We start from the raw sequence: 13454 nt of genomic DNA, 5'->3' as shown, positions 1-13454 counted from the left end.
TCAGCCCTCCTGCGGCCGCAGCGCACCCGCCAGCGCCCGTTCGACGAGCGTGTCGGCGCTCTGGCGCGCCCTGACGTCGGCGATGAAGCCGGCGCCTGCCTGCCTCGCGGCCTCGGGCAGGCTCTCGTATTCGGTGATCGCGCGGTCGTAGTCGCCGGCGCGGACGGCCGCTTCCAGGCGCGCGACGATGGCGCCGACGTCGTCGCCCTCGACGTCGCCGATCGGGCGGACCTTGACGACCGATTGCATGGAGTCGAGCAGGCGGCCGAAGAAGCCCGCATCGTCCGCCGCCGGGGCGGCGGCCGCGATCATGCGGTTGGCGGCGGCGTTCGCCGCCTGGCTGATCGCCGCGCGCGTCGGCACGCCGCTGGCGGCGAGGTCGCGCAGTTCGGCGATCCCGGGCGCGTCCGGCGCAATCGAGGCATAGGTTTCGAGTTCGGTCATGAAGGGGTCGCCGCGGTCGATCGCCGCCTTCAGTCCGGCTGCGGCGATGGCGAGCGCGATGCGCGGGTTGGACGCCTGTTCCTCCAGCCGAGCGGAGAGGTCCGTGACCCGACCGTCGATCGCCGCCATTCGCTCGTCGAGCGCGGCGATGCGGTCGGGAAGCCCGGAAACCGCGTCGGACGCGGCCTGGGCGGTGCGCGCCAGCTCGGTCACCCGACCCTCGACTGCGCCGATGCGATCGGTCAACGGGGCGAGGTCCACGGTTTCGCCGCCGCCAGCACCGCCGGCCTGACCGAGCGAGGCCACGCTCGCCTCCAGTTCCGTCATGCGCTGGTCGAGAGCCTGCAGGCCGGCCGCGTCGCCGCCTTCGCCCTGAGAGACCGCGGAGCGCAGTCCTGCGAGGTCGGTCCGCACCTGGTCCAGGGCTCCGGAAAGCTCCTCCAGCCGCGCCGTCTGCGCCGGGTCCGCCCCGGCGCCGGTGCCGGTGCCGCCGGCAGCGACCTGATCGCGCAGAGCCGCCAGTTCGCCGCGCAGCTCGGCGAGGCCTGCCGGTTCGCCCGGATCGGCGGACGAGCCGGGGGCGGGCAGGACGCCGGCATATTGCAGGACGCCCGCACCGACGAGAACCACGACGCCGCCGACGATGCCGGCTGCGACGAGCGAAAGTCCGCCGCGGCGGGTCGGCGCGGTGGCTTCGTCGACGCCGCCAGCGCCCTTTGCGTCACCGCCGGACGGGGTCGACGAGGCGGCGCGGAAGGGACCTGACGTTCCGGGAGCGGCGGCGGCATTGCTGCCGGACGCCTCACGCCCGAAGACCGGCCTCGCCTCGGCGTCGGCCTCGGCCGCACTCTTCGGCTTTGCCGCCGGGCCGGAGGCTGACGGCGAGGGCATTTCGGCGGATGCCGCGGCTTTACCCGCCTTTCTATCTGCCGAAGGTGAGGCCGTCGCGGTTTCCGCGGGTCCTTTCGCGGCTTCGGCCTGCGGCTTTTCCGCTGGCTTCGAGCCCGCGAGAGGTTCGCGGCCGGCACGTGCGTCGGGATCGCCGGGCGATGGCGCAGGCGTCTGATTCCCTGCCCTGGGCATGTCTGCTGCAGCCGCCGTCCCGGATGCCTGCGGAGGGGACTTCGGGTTCGGCGCCGTGCCGGCTCCGGAGGTCCGAGCACCGTCAGCCGGCGCATCGGCGGCGCCCGGCTCGCGCTTCACGTCCGCAGGGTCGAGGTCGATGGTCACCGGCTCGCGACGACCCTTCGAATGGCGGATGTTGGGCGTTCTGACCATTCGCTGCTCCGGTAAGGCTCCATCGACGGGGGCCGCTTCGTATCACGACATTCGCACGTGCAACACGCCGATGGGTAGCATTTTTGCGTCAGCCGGAGGGGAGGAGGGCGAGCAAGGCGTCTTCGGTGGGCTCCACAGCCACATAAGTCCGTGCACGGCCAACGGTTCCGAGCGCGGCTGCGACTCGCGCCGAAAGGCACAGAAACGCCGCTCCGCCGAAGCGGGAGTCTGCACCGTCCGTCGCCATGACGCCGGCCATCGCGCGGGCGGTCTCCGGCGAGTAGAGCAGCACCGCGTCGATCGGCCGCCGGTCCGGTCCGAGCGCCGCCGCCCCCCGTCCCGGCTCCACGAAGACGGTATCGTACAGCTCGGCGCAACGGACGGCGAAACCAGCCTGGCCGAGGGCGTGCTCGAACTCCGGGCGGCGGATGCGGCCGCACAGATAGAGGACGGTGGCGCCGGCGGGTTCGGCCCCTGCGATCATCGCCGCGAGCGCGGCGCCGTCGCCGGCGGCTGCGCGGACGTCGCCGAAACCGGCGCCACGGGCCGCCTGCGCCGTCCTGCCGCCGACCGCGTAGCAGGGTCTGGCCAGCAGTGCGGCGGGAACCGCCGGAAGGTGGCGCAGCGCATTGGCGCTCGTCACCGCGACGACGTCCACGGCGTCCGGTGGCGGCAGCGCGGCGGGAAGGGCGCGGGTCTCGCTCAGCGGCAGCAGGATCGGCTCGTGGCCTGCGGCGGCGAGCCGCCGCGCGGTCGCGGTGGCGCCGGGTTCCGGGCGGGTGACCAGGACCCGGACCACGGCCTCAGGTCCAGTCGGAGAAGAAGTCCGGACCTGCCTTTGCCCGGATGCGGGCACCCGCGTCGCGGCCGATCGCCTCGGCCTCGGACGCTTCGCCCTCGCCGGCGATCTCGTGGGTCTCGCTGCCGTCGGGCTTCAGGATCATGCCGGTGAGACGGAGGCGTCCGCCCTCCACCACGGCGTGGGCCGCGATCGGCGTGCGGCAGGAGCCGTCGAGCGCGGCGAGGAAGGCGCGTTCGCAGGCCAGCGCCAGCCCGGTGTCGCGGTGGTGGATGGGGGCGAGGATCGCCTCGATGCGGGCGTCGCCCCGGCGGCATTCGATGCAGATGGCGCCCTGTCCGGGTGCGGGCAGGAAGTCGTCCGGCGGCAGCAGCGAGGTGACCACGTGCTCGAGCCCGAGCCGGCGCAGGCCGGCATGGGCGAGAAGGGTGGCGTCGACCGCGCCTTCTGCGAGCTTCCTCAGCCGCGTCTGCACGTTGCCGCGATACATGACGACGTCGATGTCCGGCCGCAGCCGGCGGATCTGCGCCTGCCTGCGCAGCGACGAGGAACCGACGGTGGCGCCATGCGGCAGGTCGGCCAGCGTCTTCGCCTCGCGGCCGATGAAGGCGTCGCGCACGTCCTCGCGCTCGAGGAAGGTGGCGATGTGGAGCCCTGCCGGCAACAGCGTCGGCATATCCTTGGAGGAATGCACGGCGAGGTCGATGCGGCCGTCGAGCAGCGCCTCCTCGATCTCCTTGGTGAACAGGCCTTTTCCGCCGGCTTCGGCGAGCGGACGGTCCTGGATCCGGTCTCCGGTGACGGAAATCACCTCGATCGCGAAGGCATCTTCCGGCATGTCGTGCGCGGCCATCAGGCGCGCGCGGGTCTCGTGTGCCTGCGCCAGCGCCAGCGCGCTGCCGCGGGTTCCGATCCTGATCGGTCTTGTTTGCATCCTCACCGGTCCGTGTTAACCCGTCCCCATCCGGAGGGCCTCCCTCCGTCCTACGTACCGGCGAAAGGTCAAGCGGGCAATGATGCTCACCGCAAATGGCGAGATCAGGGTGCTCGGCATCGAGACGAGCTGCGACGAGACGGCCGCGTCCGTGGTGGCGTGGCAGGACGGCAGCGCGCCGCGCATCCTGTCCAACGTGGTGCTCTCGCAACTGGAGGAGCACGCGGCCTTCGGCGGCGTGGTGCCGGAGATCGCCGCGCGGGCCCATGTCGAGGCGCTGGACGGGATCGTGGAAGCGGCCCTGGCGGAGGCCGGGACGGCGCTGGACGAGGTCGACGCAGTGGCGGCGACCGCCGGCCCTGGCCTCATCGGCGGGCTGCTGGTCGGGCTGATGACCGCCAAGGCGATCGCGGCGGCGGCCGGCAAGCCGCTGATCGCCGTCAATCACCTGGAAGGCCATGCACTGTCGGCCCGGCTGATCGGCGCTGTCGCGTTCCCCTACCTGATCCTGCTCGTCTCGGGCGGGCACACGCAGATCCTTCTGGTCGAGGGGCCGGGGCGCTACGCGCGCTGGGCCTCGACGATCGACGACGCGATCGGCGAGGCTTTCGACAAGACCGCCAAGCTGCTCGGCCTGCCCTATCCGGGCGGGCCGAACGTCGAGCGGGTGGCCGCGACCGGCGATGCGCGGCGCTTCGACTTCCCGCACCCGCTGAAGGGCGAGGCGCGGCCGGACTTCTCCTTCTCGGGCCTGAAGACGGCCGTGCGCCAGGCCGCGACCGCGATCGCGCCGCTGTCGGACCAGGACGTGGCCGACATCGCCGCCTCGTTCCAGCGGGCGATCGTCGAGACGCTGGCCGACCGCGTCGCCCGCAGCCTGGAGCGCTTCCGCCTGGAGCATCCGGCATCGGACGCGCCGACGCTGGTGGTGGCGGGCGGGGTGGCCGCCAACGGACCGATCCGCGCGGCGCTGCTGTCGCTGTGCGAGCGGCACGGCTTCGCCTTCCTCGCGCCGCCGGCGGCGCTCTGCACCGACAATGCGGCGATGATCGCCTGGGCCGGCATCGAGCGGCTGCGCGCCGGGCTTTCCGACGACGGCGACCCGATGGAAATGGCGCCGCGTTCGCGCTGGCCGCTCGACGCCACCGCCGCGCCGCTGGTCGGTGCCGGCAAGCGGGGAGCCAAGGCATGAGGCCGGCGCCGCAGATCGCGGTGCTCGGCGGCGGGGCCTGGGGCACGGCGCTTGCCCAGACCCTGACGGTGGCCGGCAACCGCGTCCGGCTGTGGGCGCGCGACCTTGCCACGGTGGACGCCGTCAACGGCAACCATTCCAATCCGCGCTACCTGCCGGGCATGGCGCTTCATCCGGATCTGACCGCCTGCGACGAACTCGCCGCGGCGATCGGCGGCGCCGAATGCGTGCTGTCGGTCGTACCGGCGCAGCAGACCGCCGCGGTGCTGTCGCAGGTCCGCGGCGTCATCGAGCCGGGGATCCCGCTCGTGCTGTGCGCCAAGGGCATCGAGGCGGGCACCGGGCGGCTGATGTCGGAGATCGCGCAGGAGGTCCTGCCCGACAACCCGCCGGCTGCCCTGTCGGGACCGAGCTTCGCGTCTGACGTCGCGGCGGGGCTGCCGACGGCGGTGACGGTCGCCGCATTCGACATCGAGACCGCGGCGCGGCTCGCGGTGTTTCTCTCGACGCCGACGCTGCGCTGCTATTCGAGCGACGATCTCGTCGGCGTCGAGGCCGGCGGCGCGCTGAAGAACGTGCTGGCGATCGCGGCCGGGGCGGTCGTCGGCGCGGGGCTCGGCGCCAGCGCGCAGGCGGCGCTGGTGACGCGCGGCTTCGTCGAGCTGCGCCGCATCGGCGCCTCCTTCGGCGCCCGTCCGGAAACGCTGATGGGGCTTTCCGGACTCGGCGACCTGATGCTCACCTGCGGCTCCGGCCAGTCGCGCAACTTCGCCTACGGGCGGGCGATCGGCCGGGCCGAACCCCTCGACGGGCTGCCGCTCGCCGAGGGTGTCGCCACCGCGGGAATCGCCCGGCGCATCGCGCAGGAGCGCGGCATCGACGCGCCGATCACCGAAAGCGTCGCGATGATCCTTGACCGGACGATCACGGTGCGCGAAGCCGTGTCGAACCTGCTGGCGCGGCCGCTGAAGAGCGAGAGCTGACGCAGGCGGGCAGGCTGAAGGGGGATGACGTCATGCTGTTCGCGGTGATCTGCAACGACAAGCCCGGCTGCCTCCAGCTGCGCATGGACACGCGGCCGGAGCACCTGGTTTTCCTGGAAACGCTGAACGGAAAGGGTTCGCTGGCGCTGGCAGGGCCGTTCGCCGACAGCGAAGGCAAGCCGAACGGAAGCCTCGTGGTCATCGAGGCGCCGGACCAGAAGGCCGCCGAGATGATCGCGGCGGAGGATCCCTACGCCAAGGCGGGCCTGTTCGCCTCGGTCGAGATCCGCCCCTGGAACTGGACCTTCAACAAGCCGGAGACCGCGTGATGGCCTACTGGCTGTTCAAGTCGGAGCCCTTCAAGTGGTCCTGGGAGATGCAGAAGGCCAGGGGTGCGGCCGGGCAGGAATGGGACGGGGTGCGCAACTACCTCGCCCGCAACAACATGCGCGCCATGCAGATCGGCGACCGGGGGTTCTTCTACCACTCCAACGAGGGCAAGGAGATCGTCGGCATCGTCGAGGTCTGCGGTCTCGTCCATCTGGATTCGACGAGTGCCGATCCGCGCTGGGAATGCGTCGACGTCCGCGCCGTGCAGGACATGCCGAAGCCGGTGTCGCTGGAAGCGGTGAAGGCCAATCCGAAGCTCGCCGAGATGGCGCTGGTGAAGTCGATGCGGCTGTCGGTGCAGCCCGTGCGCGACGAGGAGTGGGACGAGGTCTGCCGCATGGGCGGGCTGTCCTGAGCCGGACGGGACCATGGACATCCTGACGCCCGGTCGGGCCGAAGGCTTCATCCGCGCCAACACGGTTCTGCGGGCACCGCCGCACGTGCCGGAAATTGCGTTGCACCTCGCCGACGAGGCGCACGAGCTGTGGCACCGGACGGAGGAGGAACTGCAGGAGATCGGACTGCCGCCGCCGTTCTGGGCCTTCGCCTGGGCGGGGGGCCAGGGGCTCGCCCGCTACCTGCTCGACCATCCGCAGACGGTCGCCGGCCGGCGCGTGCTCGACTTCGCCACGGGATCGGGGCTGGTGGCGATCGCCGCGGCGAAGGCCGGCGCGGCGCAAGTGCTCGCCGCCGACATCGACCGGTTCTGCCGCGGCGCCGTGATGCTCAACGCGGCCGCGAACGGCGTGACCGTTCCCTTCACAGATGCGGACCTGACCGGGGACGAGGGCGACTGGGACGTGGTGCTGGCCGGCGACGTGTTCTACGACCGCGACATGACCGCCGGCCTGCTCGGCTGGTTCGACACGCTCGCGGCAGCGGGCACGTCGGTGCTCGTGGGCGACCCCGGCCGCTCCTACCTGCCGCGGGACCGGCTGACGCTCCTGGCGGAATACCAGGTGCCGGTGACGCGAGCGCTCGAGGATGCCGAGGTCAAGCGCACGGTGGTGTGGCGCTACGGGTGACGCTGCCCTCCCGCTACCGCGTCACCCGTACCACCGAACCCGCGCGCAGCCGCGGCAGAAGCCGTCGCATGGTGGCGGGCGAGACGGCGATGCAGCCTTCGGTCGGGGCGTAGCCTGGCCGGGCGACGTGCAGGAAGATGGCGCTGCCGCGGCCGCGGATGGCCGGGCGCATGTTCCAGTCGAGCACAAGCACCACGTCGTAGAGCCGGTCGGCCCGCTGCATGGTCTCGCAGCTCGCCGGGTAGGGCAGGCGGACCGGTCGGTTGTAGTTGCGGTCGCCGGGGGCGTCGCACCAGCCGAGCGAGGGTCCGGCGGGCAGCATCGGGAGGCGGGTCGGCGGCGGAAACCCGCGGCCGGGCCGGCGGTAACCCCACAGCACCCGCATGAGGGCGAGGGGGGTGGCCCCATCGCCCTCGCGCTTGAGGGCGGTGATGCCGCTGCGTCCGAGCGCGCAGGGAAACACGGTGCCGGCGAGTGCGAGCAGGCCCTGGCTCGGCTGTCCCGGACGTGGGCGCACGGTGGCCGGCCCGCAGATTCCCGCAATTTCGCGCGCGCGCATCTTGCGTTCACGTTTTTGGAGGTAAGATATCATTTGAGAACAAATCACGGTGAACGGCTTCCACAGTTTCGGCGCGTTTCCTAGAAGAATGGTCCTCGGACGGGCTGTCGACATGAAAGACTGGAATTCACGATGACGTCACGCACAATCCTGATCGTCGACGACGACGACGACCTCCGGACCACGCTGGTGGAGCAGCTTTCGCTCTACGAGGAGTTCCGCGTGATCCAGGAGGCGAACGCGACGAAGGGCGTGGCCACCGCGCGCGCCGGGCTGATCGATCTGCTGATCATGGATGTCGGGCTGCCGGACATGGACGGCCGCGAGGCGGTGAAGCTGCTGCGCAAGGGCGGGTTCAAGTCGCCGATCATCATGCTGACGGGTCAGGACACGGATTCGGACACGATCCTGGGGCTGGAGGCCGGCGCCAACGACTACGTGACCAAGCCCTTCCGCTTCGCCGTCCTGCTCGCCCGCATCCGGGCCCAGCTTCGCCAGCACGAGCAGAGCGAGGACGCCACCTTCGTGGTCGGTCCCTACACCTTCAAGCCGAGCCAGAAGCTGCTCCTGGACCAGCGTGGGGGCAAGGTGCGGCTGACCGAGAAGGAGGCTTCGATCATCAAATACCTCTATCGGGCCGGCCAGAAGGTGATCACCCGCGACGTCCTGCTGGAGGAGGTCTGGGGCTACAACTCCGGGGTGACGACGCATACGCTCGAGACGCACGTGTACCGGTTGAGGCAGAAGATCGAGCGCGATCCTTCCAATGCCGAAATTCTTGTGACAGAAAGCGGCGGATACAAGCTCGTTCCCTGAGTCGGCGATCCATCCCGCCGGGCAGGGGGCCGGGTGGGGGGAAGCCCGGGACAGCTTCATGGCGCTAGAGGACGATATCGGCATTCTGGCCGGCGTGGAGATTTTCGAGGACTTCACGCCCGAACAGATGCGCCTGCTCGCCTTCGGCACCGAAAGGCTGCGCTACACCATCGGCCGCGAACTCTATGGCGAGGGCGATACGGCCGACAGCGCCTATGTGGTCGTCGCCGGCGTGGTGGCGCTGGTGCGCGACACGGAAGCGGGACGGATCGTCGTCGCGCAGTGCGGCCCGGGGTCGGTGCTGGGGGAAATAGCACTGATCGTCGAGACGAAGCGCCTCACCGGTGCGGTTGCCGCGGGCGACGTCGAGGTCGTCCGGCTCAACCGGGCGCTGTTCCGGCGCATGCTTGAGGAATATCCCCAGATCGCGGCCATGCTGCACCGGCGGTTGTCGCGCAGCCTGACGACGATGATCGCCAAGATCGAAAGCCTGGCCCCGAAGTTCCAGTAGGTTCCCCGCGCCGAAGGCCTCCAGCGTGTCTCCGTCAGGTTCGCTCTGCAGGCTCAGGACCCATCCGGTCGCGGAGTCCTTCACCCGATGCCGTTGCCCCCTTCTGGCGCCGCGCTTCAGTCCATTGCGAATCGCGCGATCACCGGCACGTGGTCCGAGGGGCGTTCCCAGCCGCGCGCCTCCTTCAGCACCTCGATGCCTCTCAGGATGTCGACCAGGTTCGGCGACGACCAGGCGTGGTCGAGGCGGCGGCCGCGGTCGGCCGCTTCCCAGTCGCGGGCGCGGTAGCTCCACCAGGTGTAGATCTTCTCCGGCGGCGGCGTGTGGATGCGCATCAGGTCGGACCAGCCGCCCTGCCGACGCATCGATTCCAGCCCTTCGGTCTCCACCGGTGTGTGGCTCACCACCTTCAGCAGCTGCTTGTGCGACCAGACGTCGTCCTCCAGAGGGGCGATGTTCAGGTCGCCGACCAGCACGGCGGCATTCCCGCCATCCTGCTCGGCCGCGATGCCACGCATCTCCTCAATGAAGTCGAGCTTGTGGCGGAACTTCGGGTTGATCGCGGGATCGGGCTCGTCACCGCCGGCAGGGACGTAGAAATTGTGCAGCAGGACCGACTTGCCGCCGGCATCGAACCGGGTCGAAAGGTGGCGGCAATCGTCATTGTCGCAGAAGCGGCGCTTCTCGACGATCGCCAGCGGGCGGCGGGAGATCGTCGCCACGCCGTGATAGCCCTTCTGCCCGCTGATCGCGACGTGCTCGTAGCCGAGCTGGCGGAAATCGTCGGCGGGGAAGAGGTCGTCAGGACACTTGATCTCCTGCAGGCACAGCACGTCGGGCCGGTGCTCGCGCAGGAATCGCTCCACCAGCGGGAAGCGCAGCCGGACCGAGTTGATGTTCCAGGTGGCGATCGTCAGCGGCATGGCGTCTTCCGTGCGGGGAGGCGTGAACGGGAAAGGGCCGCTGCGCGGCCGCGGCGACCCTCGTCGAACCGTTCCCATTCCCGCGCCCCGAAATCAAGCGTCCGGGCGCACGCCCGAGCCGAAGCGCGTGGCGAGGCCTACTTGCCGCGATTTGCGCCCTGGCCCTGCGAGGCCTCGGTGACGCGGGCATAGTCGATGGTGAAGACGCTCGGGTCGAAGGCGACGCCCTGCTGGACGTTGAAGATCATCACCGTGGTGTCCTTGCCCTGGGCGTCGGTGATGGTCCACTGGCGCAGCTCGTAGCTCTTGGGATCGAACATCATGGTGATGGTCGAATCGCCGAAGATCGACTTGTCCTGGAGCTGGATGGTGGTCAGGTCGTCGTCCTCGCGCACCGAGCGGACCTTGTCGCCCGACAGGTCGATGCGGTTGTCGAGGAGCAGCTTCAGCGGCGTCTTCGACAGCGGATAGAGGTCCCAGGTGTTGAGCTTGGCGTTGTTGATGACGACGGACTCGCCGTCGGCGATGACCTTGAAGCCCGAGGGCTCCTCGTAGTTGAAGCGGATCTTGCCCGGGCGCTGGATGAAGAACTTGCCGCCGGTCTGCTCGCCCTTCGGTCCGAACTGCACGAACTCGCCCGTCATCGTCTTCACGCCGGCGAAATGGTCGGCGATCTTCTGGGCGTCCGCCATGCCTGCGCCTTGCGCGACGGCCGGGTTCGACGGCAGCGCGGCGGCTGCGAGGGCGGCGATGGCGAGGGCGGCCACGGTGCGGCGCAGGCGGCCGGGCCGCGCGGCGGTTGATGCGGTCATGGATCCGAATCTCCTGTTCATGCCGCAGGGCTAGGAAGCGACTGCGGCTTTAGTTTGGCTCTGTGCGGGGCGGCCGGTTCAGAACGGGTCCTCTTCCTCGGTCGGCACGAGGATCTCGCGTTTGCCGGCATGGTTGGCCGGGCCGACGATGCCTTCCTTCTCCATCCGCTCGATGATCGAGGCGGCGCGGTTGTAGCCGATGCCGAGCCTGCGCTGGATATAGCTGGTGGACGCCTTGCCGTCGCGCAAGACCACCGAGACCGCCTGGTCGTAAGGGTCTTCCGAATCGTCGAAGGTCCCGCCGCCGGAACCGCCCGATCCGCCACCGCCCTTGCCGGACGGCTCGTCGCCCTCGTCCTCGTCGTCCTCGGTGATGGCGTCGAGATATTCGGGCACGCCCTGCAGCTTCAGATGGCCGACGACCTTCTCGACCTCGTCGTCGGAGACGAAGGGGCCGTGAACGCGCTGGATGCGGCCGCCGCCGGCCATGTAGAGCATGTCGCCCATGCCGAGCAGCTGCTCGGCGCCCATTTCGCCGAGAATGGTGCGGCTGTCGATCTTGGACGTCACCTGGAAGGAGATGCGGGTCGGGAAGTTCGCCTTGATCGTGCCGGTGATGACGTCGACGGACGGACGCTGCGTGGCCATGATGACGTGGATGCCGGCTGCGCGCGCCATCTGCGCGAGCCGCTGCACCGCGCCTTCGATCTCCTTGCCCGCGACCATCATCAGGTCGGCCATCTCGTCGATGATGACGACGATGTAGGGCAGCGGCTTGAGATCCAGGGCCTCGGTCTCGTAGACGGCCTCGCCGGTGTCGCGGTCGAAGCCCGTCTGGACGGTGCGCGAGATGGCCTCGCCCTTCTTCTGCGCCTGGCCGACGCGCTGGTTGAAGCCATCGATGTTGCGCACGCCGACCTTGGACATCTTGCGGTAGCGGTCCTCCATCTCGCGGACCGTCCATTTCAGCGCGACGACGGCCTTCTTGGGGTCGGTGACGACCGGCGTCAGCAGATGGGGGATGCCGTCGTAGACCGACAGCTCGAGCATCTTCGGATCGATCATGATCAGCCGGCAGTCGTCCGGCTTCATGCGGTAGAGGATCGACAGGATGAAGGTGTTGATGGCCACCGACTTGCCCGAACCGGTGGTGCCGGCCACGAGCAGATGCGGGAACTTGGCGATGTCGGCGATCACCGCCTCGCCGTTGATGGTCTTGCCCAGCGCCAGCGCGAGCTTGGCCTTCGACTGCTCGAAGTCGCGGCTGGCGAGCAGTTCGCGCAGGTACACCGTCTCGCGCTTGGCATTGGGCAGTTCGATGCCGATGGCGTTGCGCCCGGGCACGACGGCGACGCGGCAGGCGATGGCGCTCATCGAGCGGGCGATGTCGTCGGCCAGGCCGATCACGCGGCTCGACTTGATGCCGGGCGCCGGCTCAAGTTCGTAGAGCGTGACCACGGGGCCGGGGCGAACGTGGATGATCTCGCCCTTGACGCCGAAATCCTCCAGCACGCCTTCGAGAAGCCGGGCGTTCTGCTCCAGCGCGTCCTTCGACAGGCTGGGATCGCGGACCACGTTCTTGGCTTCGGACAGGAAGTGCAGCGACGGCATCTCGAAGCTGTCGGTGCCGATGAAGCTGGTCTGCGCCTCGCGCTCGAGGCGGGCGCCGGGCAGCGGTCGAGGCGCCGGTGCCTCCACGCGTGCCTGCCCCGGTGCGGAGCGGAAGTTGCGGACGGTGGCCTCGGCACCCTGCGCGGCGCGCGGCTGGGGCTGCGGTTGCGCCTGCGGCTCGACCTTGCGCTGGGCCGGAGCGACGACGGGCATCGGTTCGTCCTCGTCCTCCTCGTCGTCGAGGTCGCGGGGCGGCAGGTCGAAGCCCGGCTCGGCCGCGAAGGCCGGTTCGACGCGCGTGCGGCGCAGCGGTTCGCCTGCGGCTGGCGTGAGACGCTCGTCGCGCGAGACGACGAAATCGAGGAGCGGATCGTCGTCCTCCGCCACGCCCGCGTCGTCCGTCCGGCGGGCGGATCGGCGTGCCGCTCCGACCGCACGGCGCACGAAGGCGCTCAGGAACAGCCACCAGTGCACGACGGCGCCGAGGAAGGCGAAGCCGCGGTCGTCCTCGTCCAGGTCTCCGTCGAGGTCGTCGGCGTCGGCCGTGTCCTCGGCGTCCGGTGCGACCGTCTCGCGCCCGACGAGACCGGTCGCAAAGAGCATCAGCCAGACGGCCGGGACGGCGGACGCGGCGCCGCAGGCGACCGCCAGCCAGCCCGCCGGGTAGCCACCGGAAAACAGCGCCGGGATCCTGAGCACCATGTCGCCGGCGACGCCGCCGAGGCCGGTCGGCAGCGGCCATGTGGCCGGAGCTGCGATGCAGCCTGCCAGGGAGGCCGACAGGACGGCCGCCGCGAACCAGGCGAGGCCGCGCTTCGGCAGGCGGTCGACGCCGCGTGCGGAGACGAAGAACAGACCCCAGGCGAAGGCCGGCAGCAGGCCGGCGACCGAAGCGAGGCCGAAGAACTGCATGGCGAGATCGGAAAGCACTGCCCCGGGATAGCCCATCGCATTGGTGACCGGGTTCGAGGTCGCATGGCTGAAGCTCGGATCGGCGACGTTCCAGGTGGCCAGGCTCGCCACCGCGAAGCCGCAGAAGGCGAGCAGGGCGAGCCCGACGAAGCGCATCAGCTGACGGCGCAGGAAGGTCTGGATGCCATATCCCAGTCCGGACAGGGCAAAGGCGGCTGACGGGCCTTGACGCATGCGTTCGATCCTCTGGTCGCGTGCCGGCACG

14 protein-coding genes are annotated in these 13454 nt (G+C 70.2%); 7 read left to right on the top strand and 7 right to left on the bottom strand.

All coding sequences use genetic code 11. The features are described 5' to 3' along the window. From IAI54_RS19545 to hemC, 3 genes are all read right to left on the bottom strand, one after another. Positions 1 to 1335 carry a COG4223 family protein gene (locus tag IAI54_RS19545; protein ID WP_187968777.1) on the bottom strand — a complete coding sequence of 445 codons (1335 nt, stop codon included), beginning with the start codon at positions 1333 to 1335 and terminating at the stop codon, positions 1 to 3. Positions 1336 to 1810: 475 nt separating this feature from the next. Beyond that, positions 1811 to 2521 (bottom strand): uroporphyrinogen-III synthase, encoded by a 711-nt coding sequence (locus IAI54_RS19540; RefSeq protein ID WP_187968776.1) that lies wholly within the window; start codon positions 2519 to 2521, stop codon positions 1811 to 1813. Positions 2522 to 2525: 4 nt separating this feature from the next. Beyond that, entirely contained in the window at positions 2526 to 3455 is a 930-nt protein-coding gene (gene hemC / locus IAI54_RS19535; protein ID WP_187968775.1) for a hydroxymethylbilane synthase, read from the bottom strand. A gap of 82 nt (positions 3456 to 3537) precedes the next feature. Here hemC and tsaD point away from each other — a divergent pair, with 82 nt between their 5' ends. Genes tsaD through IAI54_RS19510 form a run of 5 tightly spaced genes read left to right on the top strand, consistent with a single transcriptional unit; the run spans position 3538 to position 7045 of the window. Continuing rightward, positions 3538 to 4647: a tRNA (adenosine(37)-N6)-threonylcarbamoyltransferase complex transferase subunit TsaD gene (gene tsaD / locus IAI54_RS19530; RefSeq protein WP_187973248.1), complete on the top strand. Its 1110-nt coding sequence runs from the start codon at positions 3538 to 3540 to the stop codon at positions 4645 to 4647. Beyond that, on the top strand, positions 4644 to 5630 hold the full coding sequence (locus tag IAI54_RS19525; protein ID WP_187968774.1) for an NAD(P)H-dependent glycerol-3-phosphate dehydrogenase: 987 nt from the start codon (positions 4644 to 4646) through the stop codon (positions 5628 to 5630). Before tsaD ends, IAI54_RS19525 begins: the two co-directional genes overlap by 4 nt. 32 nt (positions 5631 to 5662) lie before the next feature. Beyond that, positions 5663 to 5959: a YciI-like protein gene (locus IAI54_RS19520; RefSeq protein ID WP_187968773.1), complete on the top strand. Its 297-nt coding sequence runs from the start codon at positions 5663 to 5665 to the stop codon at positions 5957 to 5959. Further along, positions 5959 to 6375, top strand: a complete 417-nt coding sequence (locus IAI54_RS19515; RefSeq protein WP_187968772.1) for an EVE domain-containing protein — start codon at positions 5959 to 5961, stop codon at positions 6373 to 6375. Before IAI54_RS19520 ends, IAI54_RS19515 begins: the two co-directional genes overlap by 1 nt. A gap of 13 nt (positions 6376 to 6388) precedes the next feature. Next, positions 6389 to 7045: a class I SAM-dependent methyltransferase gene (locus IAI54_RS19510; RefSeq protein WP_187968771.1), complete on the top strand. Its 657-nt coding sequence runs from the start codon at positions 6389 to 6391 to the stop codon at positions 7043 to 7045. Between the two features lie 13 nt (positions 7046 to 7058). On the opposite strand, the gene IAI54_RS19505 is transcribed toward IAI54_RS19510, so the two are convergent. Then, entirely contained in the window at positions 7059 to 7604 is a 546-nt protein-coding gene (locus IAI54_RS19505) for a L,D-transpeptidase family protein (protein ID WP_187968770.1), read from the bottom strand. A 132-nt stretch (positions 7605 to 7736) separates the two neighbouring features. On the opposite strand from IAI54_RS19505, the gene IAI54_RS19500 reads away from it, so the two are divergent. Together IAI54_RS19500 and IAI54_RS19495 are read left to right on the top strand one after the other, a co-directional pair. Next, the gene (locus IAI54_RS19500) at positions 7737 to 8420 is read left to right on the top strand and encodes a response regulator transcription factor (protein WP_187968769.1); all 684 of its coding nucleotides are present in this window, start codon (positions 7737 to 7739) and stop codon (positions 8418 to 8420) included. 58 nt (positions 8421 to 8478) lie between these two features. Next, positions 8479 to 8931 carry a cyclic nucleotide-binding domain-containing protein gene (locus tag IAI54_RS19495; RefSeq protein ID WP_187968768.1) on the top strand — a complete coding sequence of 151 codons (453 nt, stop codon included), beginning with the start codon at positions 8479 to 8481 and terminating at the stop codon, positions 8929 to 8931. Positions 8932 to 9047: 116 nt separating this feature from the next. Here the strand turns inward: IAI54_RS19495 and IAI54_RS19490 are convergent, their stop codons facing one another. From IAI54_RS19490 to IAI54_RS19480, 3 genes are all read right to left on the bottom strand, one after another. Continuing rightward, positions 9048 to 9854: an exodeoxyribonuclease III gene (locus tag IAI54_RS19490; RefSeq protein WP_187968767.1), complete on the bottom strand. Its 807-nt coding sequence runs from the start codon at positions 9852 to 9854 to the stop codon at positions 9048 to 9050. 137 nt (positions 9855 to 9991) lie between these two features. Further along, positions 9992 to 10666, bottom strand: coding sequence for an outer membrane lipoprotein carrier protein LolA (locus tag IAI54_RS19485; protein WP_187968766.1), 675 nt, complete (start codon positions 10664 to 10666; stop codon positions 9992 to 9994). 78 nt (positions 10667 to 10744) lie between these two features. Further along, positions 10745 to 13423 carry an FtsK/SpoIIIE family DNA translocase gene (locus tag IAI54_RS19480; protein ID WP_187968765.1) on the bottom strand — a complete coding sequence of 893 codons (2679 nt, stop codon included), beginning with the start codon at positions 13421 to 13423 and terminating at the stop codon, positions 10745 to 10747. Positions 13424 to 13454: the final 31 nt, after the last annotated feature.

Source organism: Aquibium microcysteis (genome assembly GCF_014495845.1).
Classification (GTDB): domain Bacteria; phylum Pseudomonadota; class Alphaproteobacteria; order Rhizobiales; family Rhizobiaceae; genus Aquibium; species Aquibium microcysteis.
The sequence above is the reverse complement of the archived record's forward strand: the minus strand, read 5'-3'. Positions and strand labels throughout refer to the sequence as shown.

Coding starts and splice junctions, on each gene's coding strand:
- IAI54_RS19480 (WP_187968765.1), bottom strand. CDS start 13,423: ATGCGTCAAGGCCCGTCAGCCGCCTTTGCCCTGTCCGGACTGGGATAT.
- IAI54_RS19505 (WP_187968770.1), bottom strand. CDS start 7,604: ATGCGCGCGCGCGAAATTGCGGGAATCTGCGGGCCGGCCACCGTGCGC.
- IAI54_RS19520 (WP_187968773.1), top strand. CDS start 5,663: ATGCTGTTCGCGGTGATCTGCAACGACAAGCCCGGCTGCCTCCAGCTG.
- IAI54_RS19525 (WP_187968774.1), top strand. CDS start 4,644: ATGAGGCCGGCGCCGCAGATCGCGGTGCTCGGCGGCGGGGCCTGGGGC.
- IAI54_RS19495 (WP_187968768.1), top strand. CDS start 8,479: ATGGCGCTAGAGGACGATATCGGCATTCTGGCCGGCGTGGAGATTTTC.
- IAI54_RS19490 (WP_187968767.1), bottom strand. CDS start 9,854: ATGCCGCTGACGATCGCCACCTGGAACATCAACTCGGTCCGGCTGCGC.
- tsaD (WP_187973248.1), top strand. CDS start 3,538: ATGCTCACCGCAAATGGCGAGATCAGGGTGCTCGGCATCGAGACGAGC.
- IAI54_RS19515 (WP_187968772.1), top strand. CDS start 5,959: ATGGCCTACTGGCTGTTCAAGTCGGAGCCCTTCAAGTGGTCCTGGGAG.
- IAI54_RS19485 (WP_187968766.1), bottom strand. CDS start 10,666: ATGACCGCATCAACCGCCGCGCGGCCCGGCCGCCTGCGCCGCACCGTG.
- IAI54_RS19545 (WP_187968777.1), bottom strand. CDS start 1,335: ATGCCCTCGCCGTCAGCCTCCGGCCCGGCGGCAAAGCCGAAGAGTGCG.
- IAI54_RS19510 (WP_187968771.1), top strand. CDS start 6,389: ATGGACATCCTGACGCCCGGTCGGGCCGAAGGCTTCATCCGCGCCAAC.
- IAI54_RS19500 (WP_187968769.1), top strand. CDS start 7,737: ATGACGTCACGCACAATCCTGATCGTCGACGACGACGACGACCTCCGG.
- hemC (WP_187968775.1), bottom strand. CDS start 3,455: ATGCAAACAAGACCGATCAGGATCGGAACCCGCGGCAGCGCGCTGGCG.